Source organism: Mesorhizobium sp. W016 (assembly GCF_054719485.1).
On record NZ_JBTTIF010000002.1, the window covers coordinates 779,326 to 798,458 of the forward strand.

17 protein-coding genes are annotated in these 19,133 nt (G+C 63.7%); 10 read left to right on the forward strand and 7 right to left on the reverse strand.

Going from position 1 to position 19,133, the window contains the following annotated elements; genetic code table 11:
* Nucleotides 1-266: 266 nt before the first annotated feature.
* Nucleotides 267-938 carry a class I SAM-dependent methyltransferase gene (locus ACYG9V_RS04180; protein WP_081726163.1) on the forward strand — a complete coding sequence of 224 codons (672 nt, stop codon included), beginning with the start codon at nucleotides 267-269 and terminating at the stop codon, nucleotides 936-938.
* On the opposite strand, the gene ACYG9V_RS04185 is transcribed toward ACYG9V_RS04180, so the two are convergent.
* The 4 genes from ACYG9V_RS04185 to ACYG9V_RS04200 form a co-directional block, all read right to left on the reverse strand.
* The gene (locus tag ACYG9V_RS04185; RefSeq protein ID WP_352765793.1) at nucleotides 916-2,064 is read right to left on the reverse strand and encodes a glycosyltransferase family protein; all 1,149 of its coding nucleotides are present in this window, start codon (nucleotides 2,062-2,064) and stop codon (nucleotides 916-918) included. The genes ACYG9V_RS04180 and ACYG9V_RS04185 overlap by 23 nt on opposite strands.
* Nucleotides 2,061-3,305 carry a glycosyltransferase gene (locus ACYG9V_RS04190; protein ID WP_023805874.1) on the reverse strand — a complete coding sequence of 415 codons (1,245 nt, stop codon included), beginning with the start codon at nucleotides 3,303-3,305 and terminating at the stop codon, nucleotides 2,061-2,063. Before ACYG9V_RS04190 ends, ACYG9V_RS04185 begins: the two co-directional genes overlap by 4 nt.
* Before the next feature lies 1 nt (nucleotide 3,306).
* Nucleotides 3,307-4,521, reverse strand: coding sequence for a glycosyltransferase family protein (locus ACYG9V_RS04195; protein WP_023754931.1), 1,215 nt, complete (start codon nucleotides 4,519-4,521; stop codon nucleotides 3,307-3,309).
* Nucleotides 4,522-5,111: 590 nt separating this feature from the next.
* Nucleotides 5,112-5,552 (reverse strand): Lrp/AsnC family transcriptional regulator, encoded by a 441-nt coding sequence (locus ACYG9V_RS04200; RefSeq protein ID WP_023685065.1) that lies wholly within the window; start codon nucleotides 5,550-5,552, stop codon nucleotides 5,112-5,114.
* 146 nt (nucleotides 5,553-5,698) lie between these two features.
* On the opposite strand from ACYG9V_RS04200, the gene rocF reads away from it, so the two are divergent.
* Together rocF and ACYG9V_RS04210 are read left to right on the forward strand one after the other, a co-directional pair.
* Nucleotides 5,699-6,634, forward strand: a complete 936-nt coding sequence (gene rocF, locus ACYG9V_RS04205) for an arginase (RefSeq protein ID WP_352765794.1) — start codon at nucleotides 5,699-5,701, stop codon at nucleotides 6,632-6,634.
* A complete protein-coding gene (locus ACYG9V_RS04210) occupies nucleotides 6,631-7,692 on the forward strand; it encodes an ornithine cyclodeaminase (RefSeq protein WP_023706788.1) in 1,062 nt (353 codons plus the stop codon). The genes rocF and ACYG9V_RS04210 overlap by 4 nt, the downstream gene beginning before the upstream one ends.
* Before the next feature lie 6 nt (nucleotides 7,693-7,698).
* On the opposite strand, the gene ACYG9V_RS04215 is transcribed toward ACYG9V_RS04210, so the two are convergent.
* Nucleotides 7,699-8,700 carry a LacI family DNA-binding transcriptional regulator gene (locus ACYG9V_RS04215; RefSeq protein WP_023742039.1) on the reverse strand — a complete coding sequence of 334 codons (1,002 nt, stop codon included), beginning with the start codon at nucleotides 8,698-8,700 and terminating at the stop codon, nucleotides 7,699-7,701.
* Nucleotides 8,701-8,924: 224 nt separating this feature from the next.
* Here ACYG9V_RS04215 and ACYG9V_RS04220 point away from each other — a divergent pair, with 224 nt between their 5' ends.
* Both ACYG9V_RS04220 and ACYG9V_RS04225 read left to right on the forward strand, forming a co-directional pair.
* Nucleotides 8,925-9,596, forward strand: a complete 672-nt coding sequence (locus tag ACYG9V_RS04220; RefSeq protein ID WP_352765796.1) for a winged helix-turn-helix domain-containing protein — start codon at nucleotides 8,925-8,927, stop codon at nucleotides 9,594-9,596.
* Nucleotides 9,597-9,652: 56 nt separating this feature from the next.
* Nucleotides 9,653-11,041, forward strand: coding sequence for a HAMP domain-containing sensor histidine kinase (locus tag ACYG9V_RS04225; protein WP_023708792.1), 1,389 nt, complete (start codon nucleotides 9,653-9,655; stop codon nucleotides 11,039-11,041).
* Between the two features lie 151 nt (nucleotides 11,042-11,192).
* Here ACYG9V_RS04225 and ACYG9V_RS04230 read toward each other — a convergent pair whose 3' ends face one another.
* Nucleotides 11,193-12,062: a helix-turn-helix domain-containing protein gene (locus ACYG9V_RS04230; RefSeq protein ID WP_023706782.1), complete on the reverse strand. Its 870-nt coding sequence runs from the start codon at nucleotides 12,060-12,062 to the stop codon at nucleotides 11,193-11,195.
* A 106-nt stretch (nucleotides 12,063-12,168) separates the two neighbouring features.
* Here ACYG9V_RS04230 and ACYG9V_RS04235 point away from each other — a divergent pair, with 106 nt between their 5' ends.
* The 5 genes from ACYG9V_RS04235 (at nucleotide 12,169) to ACYG9V_RS04255 (ending at nucleotide 18,494) form a co-directional block, all read left to right on the forward strand.
* Nucleotides 12,169-13,437: an ABC transporter substrate-binding protein gene (locus ACYG9V_RS04235; RefSeq protein WP_023726709.1), complete on the forward strand. Its 1,269-nt coding sequence runs from the start codon at nucleotides 12,169-12,171 to the stop codon at nucleotides 13,435-13,437.
* A gap of 202 nt (nucleotides 13,438-13,639) precedes the next feature.
* Nucleotides 13,640-14,500 carry a carbohydrate ABC transporter permease gene (locus ACYG9V_RS04240; protein ID WP_023672163.1) on the forward strand — a complete coding sequence of 287 codons (861 nt, stop codon included), beginning with the start codon at nucleotides 13,640-13,642 and terminating at the stop codon, nucleotides 14,498-14,500.
* Complete coding sequence (locus tag ACYG9V_RS04245; protein WP_352765797.1) at nucleotides 14,497-15,333, forward strand: carbohydrate ABC transporter permease; 837 nt, start codon at nucleotides 14,497-14,499, stop codon at nucleotides 15,331-15,333. The genes ACYG9V_RS04240 and ACYG9V_RS04245 overlap by 4 nt, the downstream gene beginning before the upstream one ends.
* A gap of 12 nt (nucleotides 15,334-15,345) precedes the next feature.
* The gene (locus ACYG9V_RS04250) at nucleotides 15,346-16,425 is read left to right on the forward strand and encodes an ABC transporter ATP-binding protein (RefSeq protein ID WP_023706780.1); all 1,080 of its coding nucleotides are present in this window, start codon (nucleotides 15,346-15,348) and stop codon (nucleotides 16,423-16,425) included.
* 29 nt (nucleotides 16,426-16,454) lie between these two features.
* Entirely contained in the window at nucleotides 16,455-18,494 is a 2,040-nt protein-coding gene (locus tag ACYG9V_RS04255; protein WP_352765798.1) for an aldo/keto reductase, read from the forward strand.
* Nucleotides 18,495-18,665: 171 nt separating this feature from the next.
* On the opposite strand, the gene ACYG9V_RS04260 is transcribed toward ACYG9V_RS04255, so the two are convergent.
* Nucleotides 18,666-19,094, reverse strand: a complete 429-nt coding sequence (locus tag ACYG9V_RS04260; protein WP_352765799.1) for an Lrp/AsnC family transcriptional regulator — start codon at nucleotides 19,092-19,094, stop codon at nucleotides 18,666-18,668.
* Nucleotides 19,095-19,133 lie beyond the last annotated feature (39 nt).

Below are 19,133 nucleotides of genomic sequence, written 5' to 3' on the forward strand. Positions count from 1 at the left end.
ATGCGATTGTCAGTTTGAAGGATGCAGAATGTAAAGGCACCTGCTGGCGAATGGTGTATCGGCCATGTCTTCGCTGCCATCGACCAGTTCGAAGCGGCAGCTGCGCGCCAGACGGATGGGCGCCGATGGTCCGGACAAATGCAATCGGCCTCCTCCGGTCAATGGCGAAACGGCTTGCGCCACAGTCGCGTCCGCAAGTCGAACAGGCTTGCAAGAGGCAAGATTGCGTTGTGTCGCCCGAAATCCCAACATAGAAGACGAATATGATGGATGTCACGCAACCACGCAATGCCGGCATGGGTGGGCATGAGCAAGCCCTGGACCTCACGCGGGGAATTGCCGCCTATGTCGACCACCCTCTCGTGGCCGGGCTGGCGCGCGTCATCGCCAAGCATCCGCAGGCCGATATCGCCAATGCCTTCAACCACAAGCAGGTCGCCTGCAAGATGTGGGCGCTCGACAGGCTGTTCGAAAGCTGCGGCGGCCGGTTCGAGCGCATATGGGTTCTGGGTGGATGGTACGGCGTATTGCCGGCGATGCTTTTCAATGACGCCCGCTTCGACATCGGGGCGATCGACAGCATCGACATCGATCCCGAAGTCGGCGCGGTCGCCCGGACACTCAACCGGCAAGCCGGCGAGCGGTTTCAAGCGCTGACGGCAGATATGTACACACTCGACTATGCCGCCGGCGGGCCTGACCTGGTGGTCAATACGAGCTGCGAACACATAGCCGATCTCAGCGCCTGGCTTGCCCTGCTTCCGCGGGGTACGAACGTGCTGCTGCAGTCGAACGATTATTTCAGCGAGCCGACGCACATCAACTGCGTGGCGTCACTTGCAGCCTTCGAAGCCATGGCGGCGCTGCGGCAGATCAGGTTCTCCGGCGAATTGCCGACAAAAAATTATACACGCTTCATGCTGATCGGAGCTGTTTGAAGCGCTCGCACAGGATTTGCGCCGAGCGCCGCGCCCCTTCCAGATCGAGGCGATGCGCGGCTGGCGGCGGTCCCGCAAGCGCCTGCTCGATCGCTTGCGCCAGACCTTCAGGCGTCAGGTCCTGTTCCGTCAGCACCGTTGCAAGACCGAGCTCTTCAAGCATCAGGGCGCGACGCGTCTGCTCGGTTTCCCCGCCGGCTGCAAATGGAACGAGCAGCGAGCGACACCCCGCGCGCATGACATCGCAGACCGTGTTGTAACCCGCCTGCGAGACCGACAGGCGGGCGCCGGTCAGCAGGCTGGCGAAATCCTCGCGGAACCGGAAGATGGACAGGCGTGGGGAGGCATCGCGTGCAATCGCGTCAAACTCGTCCTTCGGCAGGTTTGGGCCGGTGATCAAACACCATGTCCAGGCGTTATCGGCACTTCGCGCCGCCGCGACGGTGGATCTGACAAGGCTCTTTCCGGCCGCCCCGCCGCCAACCGACACCAGAACGTCGAAGCGCTCTGAGGCCGCTTGCGCCGGCGGCGCGGCAACGAGCCCTGTGTAGGCGACCTCGGCCCTGATCGCCCCAGCCAGCGGAAATGTCTTGTCGATGGTTGCGAAAGCCGGATCGCCATGGACCATGACAAGATCGAAATGCCTGTTGACGATATCGACCGTTTCTTCGTTTCGGCTCGGCTTCACGCGCTCCTGAAGGATGTCGCGGACGGACGCCGCCAGCAGCGGTCTGGGCGATGTCGCTTCGATGGCCTCGATCAGTGGCAAGAGTTCGAAACGCATCTGCCGGCGTCCAAAGGGAAACGCCTCGATAATGACGATGTCGGGCCTGTAATCCCGGAAAGCCTGCAGCAGCATCTCCGAGCGCCGCGTCTTGAAATCATCGTCGATGGCTTTGCCCTGCAGGTCGACAAGTCCGGAAAATCCTTCGTCACCGGAGGTGACAGGCGGCAGGGTCACGGATTTTACACCCGATCCCGGAAATCCCGCGATCGGCGCTCCGCCGGTCACGACGGTGACGTCGAACCCGTCATCGACCAGAGCCGCCGCAATGCGGCTGGCGCGCGCGAGATGGCCGATGCCGAGCAGGTGCTGAACATAGAAGAAAGCGCGCAGCCGCTTCATTCGGCGACCCGCCACTCCCGCTCGAACAGTTCCTTGAGCTGTCCAATGCCTGCCACATGGTCGAAATTGCTTCGCACGCGCCGCTCCGCGGCGTCGCCGAGGCGGGCGCGCAGGACGGGATCGCGGATCAGGCGCTCCAGCGCCTGTGCCAGGGCAGTCGGGTTTTCCGAGGGAATCAGCAGCCCGGTTTCATCCGACGATAAAAGCTCCGGCACGCCGGAAATATCGGTCGACACGCAGGCAAGCCGCTGGCTGGCCGCCTCCACCAGAACATTCGGCAGGCCGTCCCGGTCGCCGTCCGCGGTGATCCTGCAGGCCAAAGCGAAGATGTCGGCGCTGCGGTAGTGCTCAAGCACCTCCTCCTGCGCCAGCGCGCCTTTCCAGGAGACGCGCCCCTCCAGCCCGAGCCTTTGCGCCAGCGCCTTCAGCCGGTTCAGTTCCTCGCCGCCACCGATATGCTCGAAACACCACGCCAGATCGCCAGGCAAGAGGGCAAGAGCCTCCAGCAACGTATCATAGCCTTTCTTTTCAACGGCGCGTCCGACACTCAAGATCATGACCGGTTCGGCCGGCGCCGAGCCGTCACGCTGTTTTCGCGCCTCGCCGAAACTGCCGAAGCGGTCAAGGTCGAGCCCATGATAGCTCAGATGCACGGACGAACTGCCGTTGGCGAGTTTTTTCAGATGGTCGAAGCCGGTTTTCGTGCACGTGACCGTCCAGCGCGCCGAGGAAAGCTTGCCGGCCAGATCCCAGTCCGCCGACGTCCAGATGTCCTTGGCATGGGCTGAGCAGCTCCAGGGCAAGCCACGAAGCTGGCTGGCATAGCGCGTCACCGATGCCGGCGTGTGCGCGAAATGGGCATGCAGCCATCCGGCATCTTGCGGCCATTCGGCCGCCAGCACCAGCGCTTGCCCGAAGCGGCGCGCGCGATTGCGCGTAAAGTCGCGGCGGATATCGGCAGCGAGCGATTTGAGCGCGCGCCAGAAGCCAGGCCGCGGCAGACAGGCAAACAGCGATCGAACCACGCGCAGCGGCTCTCTGTGCAGATATTCCGGCAGATAATGGACGGGGGCCTTGATCTCGTCATGCACGGGATGACGTTTTGCGTCGGTCGGCCGCCTGAGCGCGAAAAGTATCAGGTCGAACCCCGCACGCTCCAGACCGAGCAGCTCCTGCGCGATGAAGGTTTCCGACAGCCGCGGGTAGCCCTTCAGAACCACGACGATCTTGCGGTGTTGCAACTCAGTTCATGCCTTCAATGACCGAAAGGTGATGGCCGGCCCGCCGGTCGAGCAGTTCCGCGACGATTTCGGAAATATGAGGCAGCCCTTCCAGCGTCAGATGCGCATTGCTCTGCGATGGGCGGGGCCGGCCCGGCAAAACCTGCAGCGCATCGGCAAACCGCTGGGCATCCTCGGCTTCCTCAGGCAAAAGCATCTCGATGAGGCCGAGTTCGGCTGCGCGCCGTGCCCGGATCAGCTGTTCCTCGCGCGGCGTGACGCGCGGCACGATCAGCGCCGGCTTGTCGAAAGACAGTATCTCGCAATAGGTGTTGTAGCCGCCCATCGCCACCACCGCCTTGGCGCCGGCAATCAGCTCTTCCATGCGGTTGTCGAATTCGATGATCTTGACGTAGGGGATCTTGGCCCCTTTCCTGACCAGCTTGTTGCGCTTGCGCGCCGGCATGTAGGGCCCAAGGACGATCAGCGCCCGGTGCTGCAATAGCGGATCCTGCTGATAGGCCTCGATGACGTTGTGGATCAGGTCGGCGCCGTCACCGCCGCCACCGGTGGTAACCAGGATATAGTCGCCCTCGGGCCGGTGGCCGGGCAACTGGTTCTGCTGCAGGCTCCGTTGCAGGAAACCGACGAACTTCATCTTTGCCCTGACCGCCGGCGGCACCTCCAGGCCGGTCAGCGGATCGTAGAAATCCGGCGGGCCATAGACCCAGACCTTGTCGTAGAACAGGCCGATCTTGCGCATCACATCCCTGCGTGCCCACTCCGCTTCGAGCAAATGCGGCGCGTCCATCACCTCGCGCAGGCCAAGCACGAGCGTGGTGCCCCGCGTCTTGAGGTAGGACAGCGTATCCTCGATCTCTCCGCGCAGCCCCAGCGGTTCCTTGTCGACGATGAAGATATCCGGCCGGAAGCTCTCGGCCGTGTGGCGGATAATCGACTGCCGCATCCTTAGCGTCTCGTGCAGATCGATGTCCTTTTCCAGCGAGGTGTATTCGCCGTTTCGCAGCTTGATGACGCTGGGGATCTTCACGAAGTCGACGCGGGCGCGGTAGTCGAAGGCGCCGGCGATGGTGGCGCCCGAAATGATTAGCACCTGAAGTCCGCGGAAATCCCCGACCAGCGAATGCGCGATCGTTCGGCAGCGCTGCAGATGGCCGAGCCCGAACGTGTCGTGGCTGTACATGAGAATTCGTGCGTCTTTTGCGTGCTGTGTCATTGTGAACGTCTTTTAGAATTCTCGCCGGACCGTGGGCAACCCCGCAGGCTTCGAAACCATTCTCACGGGTCTATCGACCTGTTTTGAAACATGGGGGCGAGAGGTACGCAACGGCATTCTTCACCAGGTCACGAATGCCAGGGGCGCTGATTGTGGCGCCATGCCTTGTCTTCGCCGACGATAGACGGCCCGAGCACAAATCTCTGTCATGAGGCTTGACCCCGTGGAATTAAATGCCCTGCCGCCTGAGGCAGGCAAAGCGCACATTGCGAAAAATCAAGGGCGACCAAGGCGAAACGAGGCTGCCGCACATTGTGAGGAGAACCTGCACCTTGGGAAAATGCTTCATAATCCATCGAAACACAACGGCCGCCAGAGGCCGCACGTTGCGGCCTTTTATCCTGCCATCAGCCTTGGCCTGTGGCAAGCATCCGGTCCTTGCACCGTTCAAGCTGGTGCAATCTCGCGTCATGCCGGCTTCCTCCGTCACGTGGAGGATAGCTCCGCCCTCAATGAGATTTCGCAGGCAGGCGACCCATTCGCCAGATCCGTCACAAAGCTTTGCGTGAACACGCCGGCCGGAACGACGGCTACGCCAACCTTGCCCTTGTGGTGCGCGGCGTCGCCAGCAGCAGACTTGTCTCGCTGCCGGTTATCCCCGGGATGAGCCGTATCCGCCTAAGCACCGCGTCGAAATCGGTGAGCGACGCCGTTCCGAGTTCGACCACCAGGTCCCAGCGGCCATTGGTGGTGTGAATGGTCGAAACCTCGGCGAGGCCGCCGAGCGCCCGGACCACGCGGTCGGCGGCATGGCCCTCGATCTCGATCATCATCACGCCGCGTATCCGCTGGTCGACCGCGTCGGCGCGCAGCACCACCGTGTAGCCGATGATCTCGCCCGTTTTTTCCAGCCGCTCCATGCGCGCCCTGACCGTGGCGCGCGACACCCCGAGATCGACCGCGAGATCGGAGATGCTGCGCCGGGCATCATGCCTGAGCAGCGTGACCAGCCTTTCGTCGAGCAAGTCCATGATTCTATCCACTTTGACCAAACTGACTTATCGGATTGATAAATCATTCTTCTCGAAATGCCAATTTCGCCTGTTCATACTGCCGGGCCGGGATGGTTCATTCCACGCATCAACCGCCCAATCAATTTACAAGGACAACAAGAAACATGCGCTGCAGGATCGTTGGCGCGCCGGTGCAGGACGGCGCCGGCAGGATGGGATGCGAGATGGGGCCAAGCGCGCTGCGCACGGCCGGGCTTGTCTCGGTGCTGTCGGAACTTGGCCACGAGGTCGAGGACTGGGGCGCGGTGCAACCGGCCGCCGTGCGCGCAATCGTCCATGGCAATCTCGCGCTGAAGGCCCTACCGGAGATTTCCGCCTGGACGGCGGCGATAGCCGAGACCGCCTATGCGGCTTCGCGGAACGCCATGCCGATCTTCCTTGGCGGCGACCACGCGATATCGGCCGGCACGGTGTCGGGCATAGCCCGCCGCGCCGCCGAATGCGGCCGGCCGCTCTTCGTGCTGTGGCTCGACGCACATCCCGATTTCCACACGCTCGATACCACCGTCAGCGGCAATCTGCACGGCGTGCCGCTCGCCTATGCCAGCGGCCGGCCGGGCTTCAACGGTTATTTCCCGGACCTGCCTGTCGCCGTCGACCCTGCCCACATCTGCGTCATGGGCCTGCGCAGCGTCGATCCGGCGGAGCGCCGGGCGCTGAGCGAAGCGGGGGTTACCGTGCACGACATGCGCACCATTGACGAGCACGGCGTCGCACCTTTGCTGCGCGCCTTCCTGGCCATCGTCGAAAAGGAAAACGGCCTGCTGCATGTCAGCCTCGACGTCGACTTCCTCGACCCCTCCATCGCGCCGGCCGTCGGCACCACCGTGCCCGGCGGCGCCACCTTCCGCGAGGCGCACCTGGTGATGGAGATGCTGTCCGACAGCGGCCTGGTCTCCAGCCTTGATCTGGTCGAGCTCAACCCGTTCCTCGACGAGCGCGGCCGCACCGCCACGCTGATTGTCGACCTCGCCGCCAGCCTGATGGGCCGGCGCATCATGGACCGCCCGACCCGCAGCCATTCCGGAAGCATTGCATGACCCAGCCTTCCCGCCTTGCCATCGTCCCCTTCGTCAGCGTCGACCGCATGATGAAGCTGGTGCTGACCATCGGCGTCGAGCGGTTCCTCACCGAACTCGCCGCCTATATCGAGGAGGATTTTCGCCGCTGGGAGCTGTTCGACAAGACGCCGCGCATCGCCTCGCACAGCCATGACGGCGTCATCGAACTGATGCCGACCAGCGACGGCCGGCTATACGGCTTCAAATATGTCAACGGCCATCCCAAGAACATGCGCGAGGGGCGCCAGACCGTCACCGCCTTCGGCGTGCTCGCCGATGTCGGCTCCGGCTATCCGATGCTGCTCACCGAAATGACGATCCTGACGGCGCTGCGCACCGCGGCGACCTCCGCTGTCGCGGCCAAATATCTGGCGCCGAAAGGCGCGCGCTCGATGGCCATCATCGGCAATGGCGCCCAGTCCGAATTCCAGGCTGTCGCCTTCAAAGCGCTGCTCGGCATCGACCGGCTGCGGCTCTACGACATCGACCGCTCGGCTTCCGAGAAATGCGCCCGCAACCTCGCCGGCAAAGGCTTTGACATCACCATCTGCGCGACCGGCCAGGATGCTGTGGAAGGCGTCGACATCATCACCACGGTGACCGCCGACAAGCTGTCCGCCACCATTCTGACCGACAACATGGTCGGTTCCGGCGTGCACATCAACGCGGTCGGCGGCGACTGCCCCGGCAAGACGGAACTGCACCGCGACATCCTTTTGCGCTCCGACATCTTCGTCGAGTTCTCGCCGCAGACGCGCATCGAGGGCGAAATCCAGCAGCTCCACGCCGACCATCCGGTGACCGAGTTGTGGCAGGTGATGACCGGCAAGGCGGAAGGCCGCAAGACGGCGGAACAGATCACCTTGTTCGATTCCGTCGGCTTCGCCACCGAGGATTTTTCCGCGCTGCGCTATGTCAGAGACCAGCTTCAGGCCACCGGCCTCTACGAGGAGCTCGACCTGCTCGCCGATCCCGACGAGCCGCGCGACCTCTTCGGCATGCTGCTCAGGGCAGCGCTGCAGCCGGCCGCCGCCTGAGGGACTTCAGCCGCTCAACGGCGCGCAGCTCTCCCGTTCGACGAGCACCGGGGTGAGCACTTCGCGGCGCGAATGCGCCGCAGGCTCGGCAACCCGCTCGAGCAGCAGGCTGACGGCGCGGGTGCCGATCTTCTCGACCGGCTGTGCGATCGTCGTCAGCGGCGGCCAGGTGGTGACGGCATAGGGGATGTCGTCGAAGCCGATCATCGACATGTCGCCGGGGACCCGCAATCCGCGCCCGCGCAGCACTGTCAGCGCGCCCATGGCCATCAGATCGTTGCAGGCAAACAGCGCCGTGATCCCCGGCGCCTGCGCCATCAGCCGCTCCATCGCCGTGCGGCCGCCGGCGAAGTGGTAGTCGGAATCCACCACCGAGGCCGGCGGCAGGTCGAGGCCGGCTTCCTGCAGCGCCCTGGCGAAGCCGCGCAGGCGGGCCGGGCTGGAGCTGGAATCGCGCGGGCCGCCGATGACGCCGATCTTCTCGTGGCCGAGCCCGGCCAGATAGCGGCCGGCGAGATAGCCGCCATGATCGTGATCGACCAGCACCGAATCGACATTGACCGAATGGATCTCGCGGTCGAGCAGCACCGCCGGGACGCCGGGCAGAAGGCTGGAGAACACCCGCGCATGATCCGACGAGCCGGCGAAGATCAGCCCGTCGATCTGCTTGGCCATCAGCACCTGGAGGTAGCGCTCCTCCTTCTCGGCGCTGCCGTCGGAGTTGCACAGGATCACAGTATAGCCGGCAAGGAAGCCGGCATCCTCGATCTGGCGCGCCACGCCGGCGAAGAACGGGTTGGAATTGTCCGGCAGCAGCAGGCCGATGGTCTTGGTCTCGCCGCGCCTCAGGCTGCGCGCCAGCGTGTTCGGGCTGTAGCGCAAGGCGGCGATGGCCGAATGCACGCGCTCGGCCGTCTCAGGCTCGACATGGCGCGTGCGGTTCATCACATGCGAGACGGTTGCGACCGACACTCCGGCATGGCGCGCGACATCGGCAATCGTCGTCATTTCTTGTCCCCTGACTCGATTAGCCTAATGATTGCGTAACCGGATGTGTCGCACGCTAGAGCGCAGCTTTCGAGTGTCAATGTCCCTTTGATCAACCTGCTGAGCGGAGCGATCTGCCGCCAAGAAAAAGCCGCAAGGCTGGGTGCTTGGTGGTCGACCTGTTGTCGCAACCGGATAAGGTTCGAGAGCCGGGAACTGCTCAATCGCCAACGATCGGAACAACGATGCGACTTCTCCTTGTCGAGGACGACCCACGCACCGCCGACTATGTCGTCAAGGGCCTTGGCGAGGCAGGCCATATCTGCGACCTCAGCCGCGATGGCCGCGACGCGCTGTTTGCCGCGACACGCGACGCCTATGACGTGATCGTCGTCGACCGCATGCTGCCCGGCCTCGACGGCCTGTCGATGATCAAGGCGGTGCGGGCAGCGGGCGTGCGTACGCCGGCGATCTTTCTGACCTCGGTCGGCGGCGTCGACGACAGGGTTGAAGGGCTCGAGGCCGGCGGCGACGACTATCTCGTCAAGCCATTCGCCTTTTCCGAACTGCTCGCCCGCATCAACGCGCTCGGCCGTCGCCCTGCGGTGCAGGAGCTGAAGACGACGCTGCGCATCGCCGACCTCGAAATGGACCTGATCCAGCGCCGCGTCACCAGGCAGGGCCAGGCGATCGACCTGCAGCCGCGCGAATTCAGCCTGCTCGAAGTGCTGATGCGCGGCGAGGGCCGCGTCATCACCCGCACCATGCTTCTGGAACGGGTCTGGGATTTTCACTTCGACCCCAAGACCAGCGTCGTCGAAACCCATATCAGCCGGCTGCGCGCCAAGATCGACAGGCCGTTCGAAACCGCGTTGATCCACACCGTGCGCAGCACTGGCTACAGTGTTCACGACTGAGGCGCGGCATGACAGAAACTTGCCATGACTGAAGCTTGCAATGACTGAAACGCACTATGACTGAGACAGGCTCTCGCCTGCTGCGCAGCACGCCGTTTCGGCTGGCCCTGACCTTCGCCTTGCTGTTCGTGCTCGCCTTCATCCTGTCAGGCGCCATCGTCTACCAGCTGATGAGCGCGGATCTTGCCGAGCAGCTCGACCAGTCGGTCAAGGAGACCTATTCGGTCGTGGCGGTGACCTATGCCGGAAACGACCGGGAGGATCTGGTTTCGGCAGTCGACAGCCACGCCGCGCTCAGCCCGAGCAAGGAACAGCTGTTCTCGCTCACCGATCCCGCCGGCAATCATCTGGCCGGGAATTTCACCGCCGCCGACCTTCCGGATGGCTTTTCCGATTTTGCCGCTTCCCTGCCAGGCGTTGCGCCGGACACTATGTACCGCGCCTGGACCGGTTCGGTCGGGCCCAACAGCCTGACAATTGCCTTTTCGCTTTCCGAAACCGAGGAGCTGGAACGCATCGTTTTGATGAACTTCGGCTGGGCCACCCTGATCATTTCAGGGCTGGCGGTGGCTGGCGGCGCCTTGCTGGCGTCGCGTGTGCAGCGTCGCCTCGACGGCATTGCCACCACCATGGACGATGTCTCCAACGGCCGGCTCGACGCCCGCATTCCACTGCTCGGCAATGGCGACGACATTGACGGCGTCTCGCGCCAGGTCAACGCCGCGCTGGAGCGGCTGGCGGCGCTGGTGGACGGCATGCGCCAGGTCAGCGCCGACATCGCGCATGATCTGAAGACGCCGCTCAACCGGCTGCAGATGATTTTGGAAGCTGCGGCCGACAGGACCGCGCGGGGTGAGGCCGTTGCCGATGAGCTGGCGGAGGCACGTGGGGAAAGCCTGCAGATCAACGATACTTTCGATGCGCTGTTGCGTATTGCCCAGATCGAGGCCGGCGCCCGCAAGGCGCGCTTTGTCGATCTCGACCTCACCGGCGTCATCGATGCCATTGCCGAAATCTACGCCGGTGTCGCCGAGGATGACGGCAAGTCGCTGTCGGCCACGATCGTCCACGGCACGCCATGCCTGGTCCACGGCGACCGCGACCTGCTGACGCAATTGTTTGCCAATCTGGTTGAGAACGCGCTGCGGCATTGCCCCGATGGCACGGCAATCCTTCTATCGGTGCGGCGGCAAGGCGACCGCATTCTGGCTGAGGTCGCCGACAATGGCCCCGGCATCCCGGCGCAGGAGCGCGAAAAAGTGTTCCAGCGGCTCTACCGGCTCGACTCCAGCCGCACCACGCCCGGCAGCGGCCTTGGCCTCAGCCTGGTGCGGGCAATCGCCGACCTGCATGGTGCAACGATTGCGCTGGAGGATCGCCGGCCTGGGCTGGCGGTAATTGTCGGGTTTCCTCGGGCGGAGGGCACCGGTCCCGGCTTGAAATGACAACGCCAGAGCCAGGTCGAAGGCGCTCATGAAACGCGAAGTCGCTGACAATTCTCCAAGTTGATGATCGCAGTCGACAAAGGTGGTCGCGATTAGCCTTGCACATGTTTCCACCCGAACGGCTGCGGGTTGATCAAGACGACCGTTGAACCTACCGGCCCACCGCACCCCGGCGAAAATCCGAGGGCGACATCCCCGCCAGCTTGCGGAAGGATTTGTTGAAGGCGCTGAGCGAGCCGAAGCCTGAATCCATGGCGACGCGCAGCACATTGGCGTCTTCATGCATCAAAAGCGCCTGCGCATAGCTCAGCCGCAGCAGGTTCATATATTCGTTGAGCGTCATGCCGGTCGACTTCTTGAAAATGCTCATGGCGTATTTGGGATGGATGTCGGCCGCCGCCGCGATGTCGACGCAGTCTATGTCGTAGAGGAAATTCTCGGCGATGAAGTCGCACATGCGACCGACATTGCGCAGCGATTGCTGGTCGAACGGGCCGCCGGGTTCCTGGCCGATGGCGGTTTCCGGCACCAGCCGGTAGGGCTCGAAGCGCACCCGCTCCAACCGCAGCAGCAGCTCGTTCACGGCGTGCTCGGTTATCGCCGGATCGCCCGAGCGGAAATAGCGGTTCCAGCGTTCGAAATTGTGATGATCGGCCTGGTCGGTCGCCGATGTCACCAGCGTGGCGCCCGTCATCAGCCGGTGGCGGACATCCGTCGGCAGGTGCAGGCGGAAGAAATGCACCAGCGGCAGATGCGCGCCGGCATAGATGGCGTCGTCGGAGAGATCGTCCATCTGGTGCGGCAGCCCGCCCCAGAACAGGCACATGTCGCCCGCCGTGAGCGCGATCTCGTGCTCGTTCATGCGGTAGTGCACGCTGCCGCGGACGATGAAATTGACCTCGACCTGGGCATGCCAATGCGGCTTCAGCATCACCAGCGGATGGTTGTGAAACATCTGCAAAGCCATCGGCAGGCCTTCGACGCTGCTGGCGCCAGGCTGGTAAAACGGCCGTTCCGGCATCTTACTTTCCGCCCATCTTTTATTCCCGTTGTCAGGGACAAGCCTTCCGCGCCGCCTAGTCTAGCCATGCTCGCGAAGAGAGAGCAAATGAAATGGGAGGATTTCAATGCGCACGACACTGATCTGTGCCGCGCTGGCGCTTGGCCTGGGCTCAGCCCCGGCTTTGGCGCAGTCCGGCGAAATTACGATCTGGAGCTGGAATATCGCCGCTTCGTCGCTGAAGGCTACGGTGGCCGGCTTCAACAAACAGTATCCCGACGTCAAGGTCACCGTTCAGGATCTCGGCAACCAGCCGACCTATGACAAGTCGATCGCCGGCTGTGCGGCCGGCGGCGTCGGCCTGCCCGATATCGTCTCGATCGAAAACGGCGAGGCCGAGAACTACTGGAGCCAGTTCCCCGATTGCTTCGTCGATTTGCACACGCTGGGCTACACCGCCGACGACCAGAAGAAATTCCCGGACTTCAAGCGCACCGAACTGGAGGTCGGCGACAAGGCCTATGCCATGCCGTGGGATTCCGGCCCGGTAGCCGCCTTCTACCGCCGCGACTTCTACGAGAAGGCCGGCGTCGATCCGGCCTCGATCAAGACCTGGGACGATTTCATCGCCGCCGGCAAGAAGGTCCAGGCCGCCAATCCCGGCGTCACCATGACCAATGCCGATTTCAACGGCGACACCGAATTCTTCCGCATGATTTCCAACGAACAGGGCTGCGGCTATTTCGCCGCCGATGGGCAGTCGATCACCGTCAACCAGCCGAAATGCGTCGACACGCTGGCCAAGATCAAGGACATGAAGGACGCCGGCATCATCTCGTCGGCCGACTGGGGCACCAAGATCACCAACAACACCGCCGGCACCGTCGCCACCCAGGTCTATGGCGGCTGGTATGAGGGCACCATCCGCACCGAATCCGCCGGCGAAAACGGCAAATGGGGTGTCTACCTAATGCCGAGCCTGACCGCCGACGGCCCCCGCGCGGCCAATCTCGGAGGCTCGTCGCTCGCCATCACCTCAGCCTCGAAGAACAAGGAGGCCGCCTACGCCTATCTGAAATACACGCTCGAGACCAATGAAGGCCAGATCACCATGCTCAGGGATTTCGGCCTAGTGCCGTCACTGATCTCGGCCCTCGACGACCCCTACGTCTCGCAGGGCCTGCCCTATTGGGGCGGCCAGGCAGTGTGGAAGGACATTCTCGCCACGCTGCCCAAGGTGGTGCCGAGCCGCGGCACGCCGTTCCAGAGCGACGCCGAAATCATCATGCGCGCCGTGCAGACCAAATATCTCGGCGGCGGCTATCCCGATGCCAAGGCCGCCCTCGACGACGCCGCCAGCCAGATCGCTTCGGCGACGGGACTGCCGATCAAGTGACCAAGGCGGTGATGCTGGCGGGCCAGATATAGGGCAATTTGCCGGACTGTTGGCGCTGCCCCTCACCTGCCTGCCGGCATCCTCTCCCCGTATAGTGGCGGGGAAAGGGACGCTCTCGCCCAACAGATCGCCAATTGCCGGCGGCGTCCGCCGGCTAACAACACGCCGGATATCAGCCGGGAAAGAGGAAGGAGGAGGAACCATGCGCTACCAGAACGCCACGGCCTATCGCTTCCTCACGCCCTACCTCCTGATCTTCGCCATCTTCTGGGTGTGGCCGATCATCTCCTCGTTCATGATTTCCTTCCAGGCGACGCGCACGGTGCCCTGGCGCTTTGCGCCGACGTTCAACTGGGGCCGCCTGATCGGCGACCCCGCTTTCTTCAACGCGCTGAAGAACACGCTGCTCATCCTCGTCATCCAGGTGCCGGTGATGATCTCGCTGGCGATCATCATGGCGGTGCTGCTGAACTCGCCGCTGCTGAAAGCACGTGGCCTCTACCGCTTTGCCTTCTTCGCTCCGGTGGTGGTCGGCGAGGTCGCCTATTCCGCCGTGTTCCGGCTGATGTTCAACCTGGATTTCGGCATCATCAACAAGCTCCTCGCCGGCGTCGGCCTGGCCAAGATCGACTGGTTCTCCAACGTCACACCGGCCATGGCGCTGATCATGATCGCGGTAACCTGGCGCTGGGCCGGCTACAACGCCATCATCCTGCTCGCCGGCCTGCAGTCGATCCCCGAGGACGTCTATGAAGCAGCGACGCTCGACCGCGTCAGCAAGCTCAAGCAGTTCTTCTACATAACGCTGCCGCTGCTCAAGCCGGTCATCGTGTTTTGCGCCGTGCTGTCGATCATCGGCACCATGCAGCTGTTCACCGAGCCGTTCCTGATCACGGAGCGCGGCGGCCCCGGCGGCGGCACCGAGACGCTTGGCCTGCTGCTCTACCGCCAGGGTTTTCGCTCGCTCAATTTCGGCTACGCCTCGGCCGTCGCCTACACCATGGCGGGGCTGGCCATCGCCATCACGCTGGTGCAGCTGTGGCTGACAAGAGAGCCGAAATGAGTTCGCCGTCGCAACGCCGGCTCGGCCGCAGCGTCCTGCTGCATCTGGTCCTGACACCGCTGGCGGTGATCTGGCTGTTTCCGCTGTGGATGATGGTGGTGTTTTCGACCATGCCCGACAACGGCATTTTCAGCCCCGGCATAGAGCTTCTGCCGCACGGCAATTTCGTCGACAATTTCAACAACCTGCAGCGCGACACCAATTTCGTCGGCGCTATCGGTATTTCGGTGGCGGTGGCGGTGACCTACACCTTCTTCTCGGTGCTGCTGACCTCGATGGCCGGCTGGGCGCTCGCCCGCTATCAGTTCTTCGGCAAGGGCGCGGTGGTGGCGATCATCCTCGGCACCATTACGCTGCCCTATGCGGTGGTGCTGATCCCGCAATTCATCATGGTGGCGCGCGACTTCCAGCTCGCCAACACCTGGATTGCGCTGATCGTGCCACCCTTGTTCAATTCGCTGGGCGTGCTGTTCATGCGCCAGGCTTTCTCGATGATGCCGGCCGACCTTTTCGACGCGGCACGTGTCGAGGGCGTCAAGGAATGGCGCATCTTCCTGTTCGTCGCTTTGCCGCTGGCGCGGCCGATGCTGGCGGCGCTCGCCATCATTCTGTTCCTCGCCTCGTGGAACAATTATCTCTGGCCGCTTTTGATCAACAGCCAGCCCGGCGCCATGACGGCCCCTGTGGCGCTCGGCACGCTGATCGGCCTGACCAAGGTCTCATGGGGCGGCATCATGGCCGGCGCCGTCATGCTGACCGTACCGATGCTGGTCGTCTTCGTGCTGCTGCAGCGCCATTTCATCGCCGGCATCGCCGCCGGCGCCGTCAAGTAGGACTAGAGCGATATGGCGGCAGTCACCCTCACCAATGTCGTAAAACGCTTCGGCGTCTATGAGATCATCCATGGCGCCAACATCGATATCGCCGATGGCGAGTTCGTCGTCTTTGTCGGCCCGTCGGGTTGTGGAAAATCGACGCTGCTCAGGATGATCGCCGGGCTGGAGGATATCAGCGGCGGCGAGATCGCCATTGGCGGCAAGGTGATGAACGATGTCGAGCCGGCCGAGCGCGGCATCGCCATGGTGTTCCAGTCCTACGCGCTCTACCCGCACATGAGCGTGGAGCAGAATCTGAGCTTTGGTCTCAGGATGACCGGCAACCCCAAGGAGGACACCGAGCGGCGGGTGAAGCGGGCCTCCGAAATCCTGCGCATCACAGAGTTGATGGCGCGGCGGCCGAGGCAATTGTCCGGCGGCCAGCGCCAACGCGTCGCCATTGGCCGCGCCATCGTGCGCGAACCGCAAGTCTTCCTGTTCGACGAGCCGTTGAGCAATCTCGACGCCGAGCTGCGCGTCCAGATGCGGGTCGAGATCTCGCGCCTGCACAAGGAACTCGGCACAACGATGATCTATGTCACCCACGACCAGACCGAGGCGATGACGCTGGCCGACCGGATCGTCGTGCTGCGCGGTGGCCATGTCGAGCAGATCGGCAGGCCGCTCGATCTCTACGACAATCCCGACAACCAGTTCGTCGCCGGCTTTGTAGGCTCGCCGAAGATGAATTTCATCAAGGGCCGCGTCGTCGGGCGCAACATGAGCAGCGTCACCGTCGAGCTGGTGGGCGAGGAAATGACCCGCATTATGCAACCGTTGACCGGCGCCGTGCCGCAAACAGGAGCCAAGGTCATTGTCGGCGTGCGGCCCGAACATTTCGGCAATGGCGGCGAAGGCGACGCCGACCTCACCGTCGGCATCGACGTGGTCGAGCATCTCGGCGGCACCAGCTTCATCTATGCCAGGACCGCCCATGGCGAAGACCTGGTGATCCAGCGCGACGCGGCAAAGGTCCCCGACACCCAGGAGATCACCGTGTCCATCCGCAAATCCTATCTGTTCGACGAAAACGGCCAGCGGCTGCGCTGAGCGCTTCCAGCCTTGCAAGGAGAATGACCATGACTGCAATCGCGCCCATCCGCTGGGGGATACTCGGGCCTGGCGACATCGCCAAAGCGTTCGCCCGCGGCGTGGCAGGCTCGCGCACCGGCACGATCGTGGCGCTCGGCGCCCGCAATCCCGGCAAGGCAGGCCTGGCCGAGACGTTTCCCGGCGCCCGCATCCTCGACGGTTACGACGCGCTGCTCGCTGACCCCGAGGTCGACGCCGTCTATATCGCCATCCCGCATCCCGGCCATGCCGAATGGGCAATCAAGGCGGCGGAAGCCGGCAAGCATGTGCTGTGCGAAAAGCCGCTGGCGCTGACCGCCTTCGAGGCCGACGCCATGATCCATGCTGCGCGCAAGGCCGGCACCTTCCTCGGCGAAGCGTTCATGTACCGGCTGCACCCGCAGACGGCGAAGCTGGTGGAACTCATCAAGTCGGGCGTCATCGGCGATGTCAGGCTGATGAAGTCGAGCTTCGGCTTCGCCATGCCGGGCTTCATGCCCGAGCACCGGCTCTACGCCAACGATCTCGCCGGCGGCGGCATCCTCGATGTCGGCGGCTATCCCGTCTCGATGGTGCGGCTGATTGCCGGGGCTGCGACTGGAAAACCCTTCGCCGAGCCGGACAAGGTTGTCGGCACCGCCCATCTCGGCAAGTCCGGCGTCGACGAATGGGCCTCGGCGCTGCTGCATTTTCCCGGTGGAATAGTTGCCGAGGTGTCCTGCAGCATCTCGCTGAAACAGGACAATGTCCTGCGCATCCTCGGCACCAAGGGCCGCATCGAGGTGCCGGATTTCTGGTTCGCCGGCGGCGGCAACCGCGATGGCGGCCCTGGCCGGATCGATGTAACTCTCGCCGACGACACGCGCGAGACCATCAGCGTCAACGAAACCCGCCATCTCTATTCCTTCGAGGTCGACGCCGCCGGCGAGGCGATCCTGGCCGGCAAACAGGAATTCGCCTGGCCGGGCATGGGCTGGGCCGACAGTCTCGGCACGCTGCGTGTGCTCGACAAATGGCGCGCTGCCGTCGGGCTCGAATATGAGATCGAAAAGCCGGCTAAGCGAACGAACACCCTTTCGGGCCGGCCGCTGCGCACCGGCGGCACCGCCATCGGCAAGCGCAAGATTGCGGGCCTGTCGAAGCCGGCCTCCGTGGTGGCGCTCGGCTTCGAGGATTTCCGCACCTTCTCGTCGGGCGCAATCCTGCTCGACGCCTTCTTCGAGACCGGCGGCAATCTGTTCGATACCGGCTATGTCTACGGCGCCGGCTACACCGAAACGCTGCTTGGCCAGTGGCTCAGGAATCGCGGCGTGCGCGAGCAGTCGGTGATTATCGCCAAGGGCGCCCACTCGCCGCTCTGCTATCCCGATGTCATCGGCAAGCAGCTCGCCCAGTCGTTGGACCGGCTGCAGACCGACCATGTCGACCTCTATTTCATGCACCGCGACAACCCGGATGTGCCGGTCGGCGAATTCGTCGATGCGATGGACGCCGAGGTCAAGGCCGGCCGCATCCGTGGCCCGTTCGGCGGCTCGAACTGGACGATGGCGCGCATGGACGAGGCGATTGCCTATGCCGAGCGCACCGGCAAGCAGAAGCCCGGCGTGCTCTCGAACAATTTCTCGCTGGCCGAGATGCTGGAGCCGATCTGGGCCGGCTGCATCACCTCGTCGACCGACGACTGGAAATCCTGGCTGACGAAAAGGCAGATGCCCAACTTCGCCTGGTCGAGCCAGGGCCGCGGCTTCTTCACCGACCGCGCCGGCCGCGACAAGCAGGACAATGAGGAGCTGGTGCGGGTCTGGTACTCGGAAAAAAATTTCGGCCGCCGCGACCGTGCCATCGAGCTGGCGCAGCGCCTGGGCAAAAGTCCGATCCACATCGCGCTCGCCTATGTGCTGGCGCAGCCTTTTCCGTCGGTGCCGTTGATCGGCCCGCGCACGCTGGACGAGTTGGAGGACAGTTTGAAGGCGCTGGATATCAAGCTGTCGGCGGAGGATGTGGCGTGGCTGGATAGCGAGCCGGAACGGCGGCGGCTTAGCAGCTAATCTCCCCCCTTGAGGGGGAGATGTCGCCGAAGGCGACAGAGGGGGTCGCCTCGCGTGGAGCGCTAACCTCCTTCTGCAGCGGCAGGTAGGCCGAGCCCAGTCGAACCGACCCCCTCTGGCCTGCCGGCCATCTCCCCCGCACGGGGGAGATTAGCGGCTCATGCGTTCCACCTACCGATCGATCCGTGTCGACAAAATAATCGACGACGACGTCCGCTCGACCCCGTCCATCGCCCCGATCTCGTCCAGCAACGCATCCAGATCCCTGATCGACGGCGCGTCGACGATGACGATCATGTCGAAATTGCCGCTCACCGAGTGCAGCGTCCGTACCGGCGGCAGCGCCTGCAGCGCCCGCACCACCTTGTCGGCGAGCTTGGGCGTGACGGTGAGCAGCACATGCGCCCGCACAAGCCCCTGCTCGTAGTCCGGCGCCATCCGCACGCCATAGCCGGTGATGATGCCGCGCTGTTCCAGCCGCTCGATCCGGCTCTGCACTGTCGTGCGCGAAACGCAGAGCTGGCGCGCCAGCTCAGTGGTCGACGCGCGGGCATTGGCGCGCAGCAGGGAAAGCAGTTTTTGTTCGGCGTCACTGAGCATTTCGACGAACCTCGTCGGCGTATCGTTCAATTGCAGGGT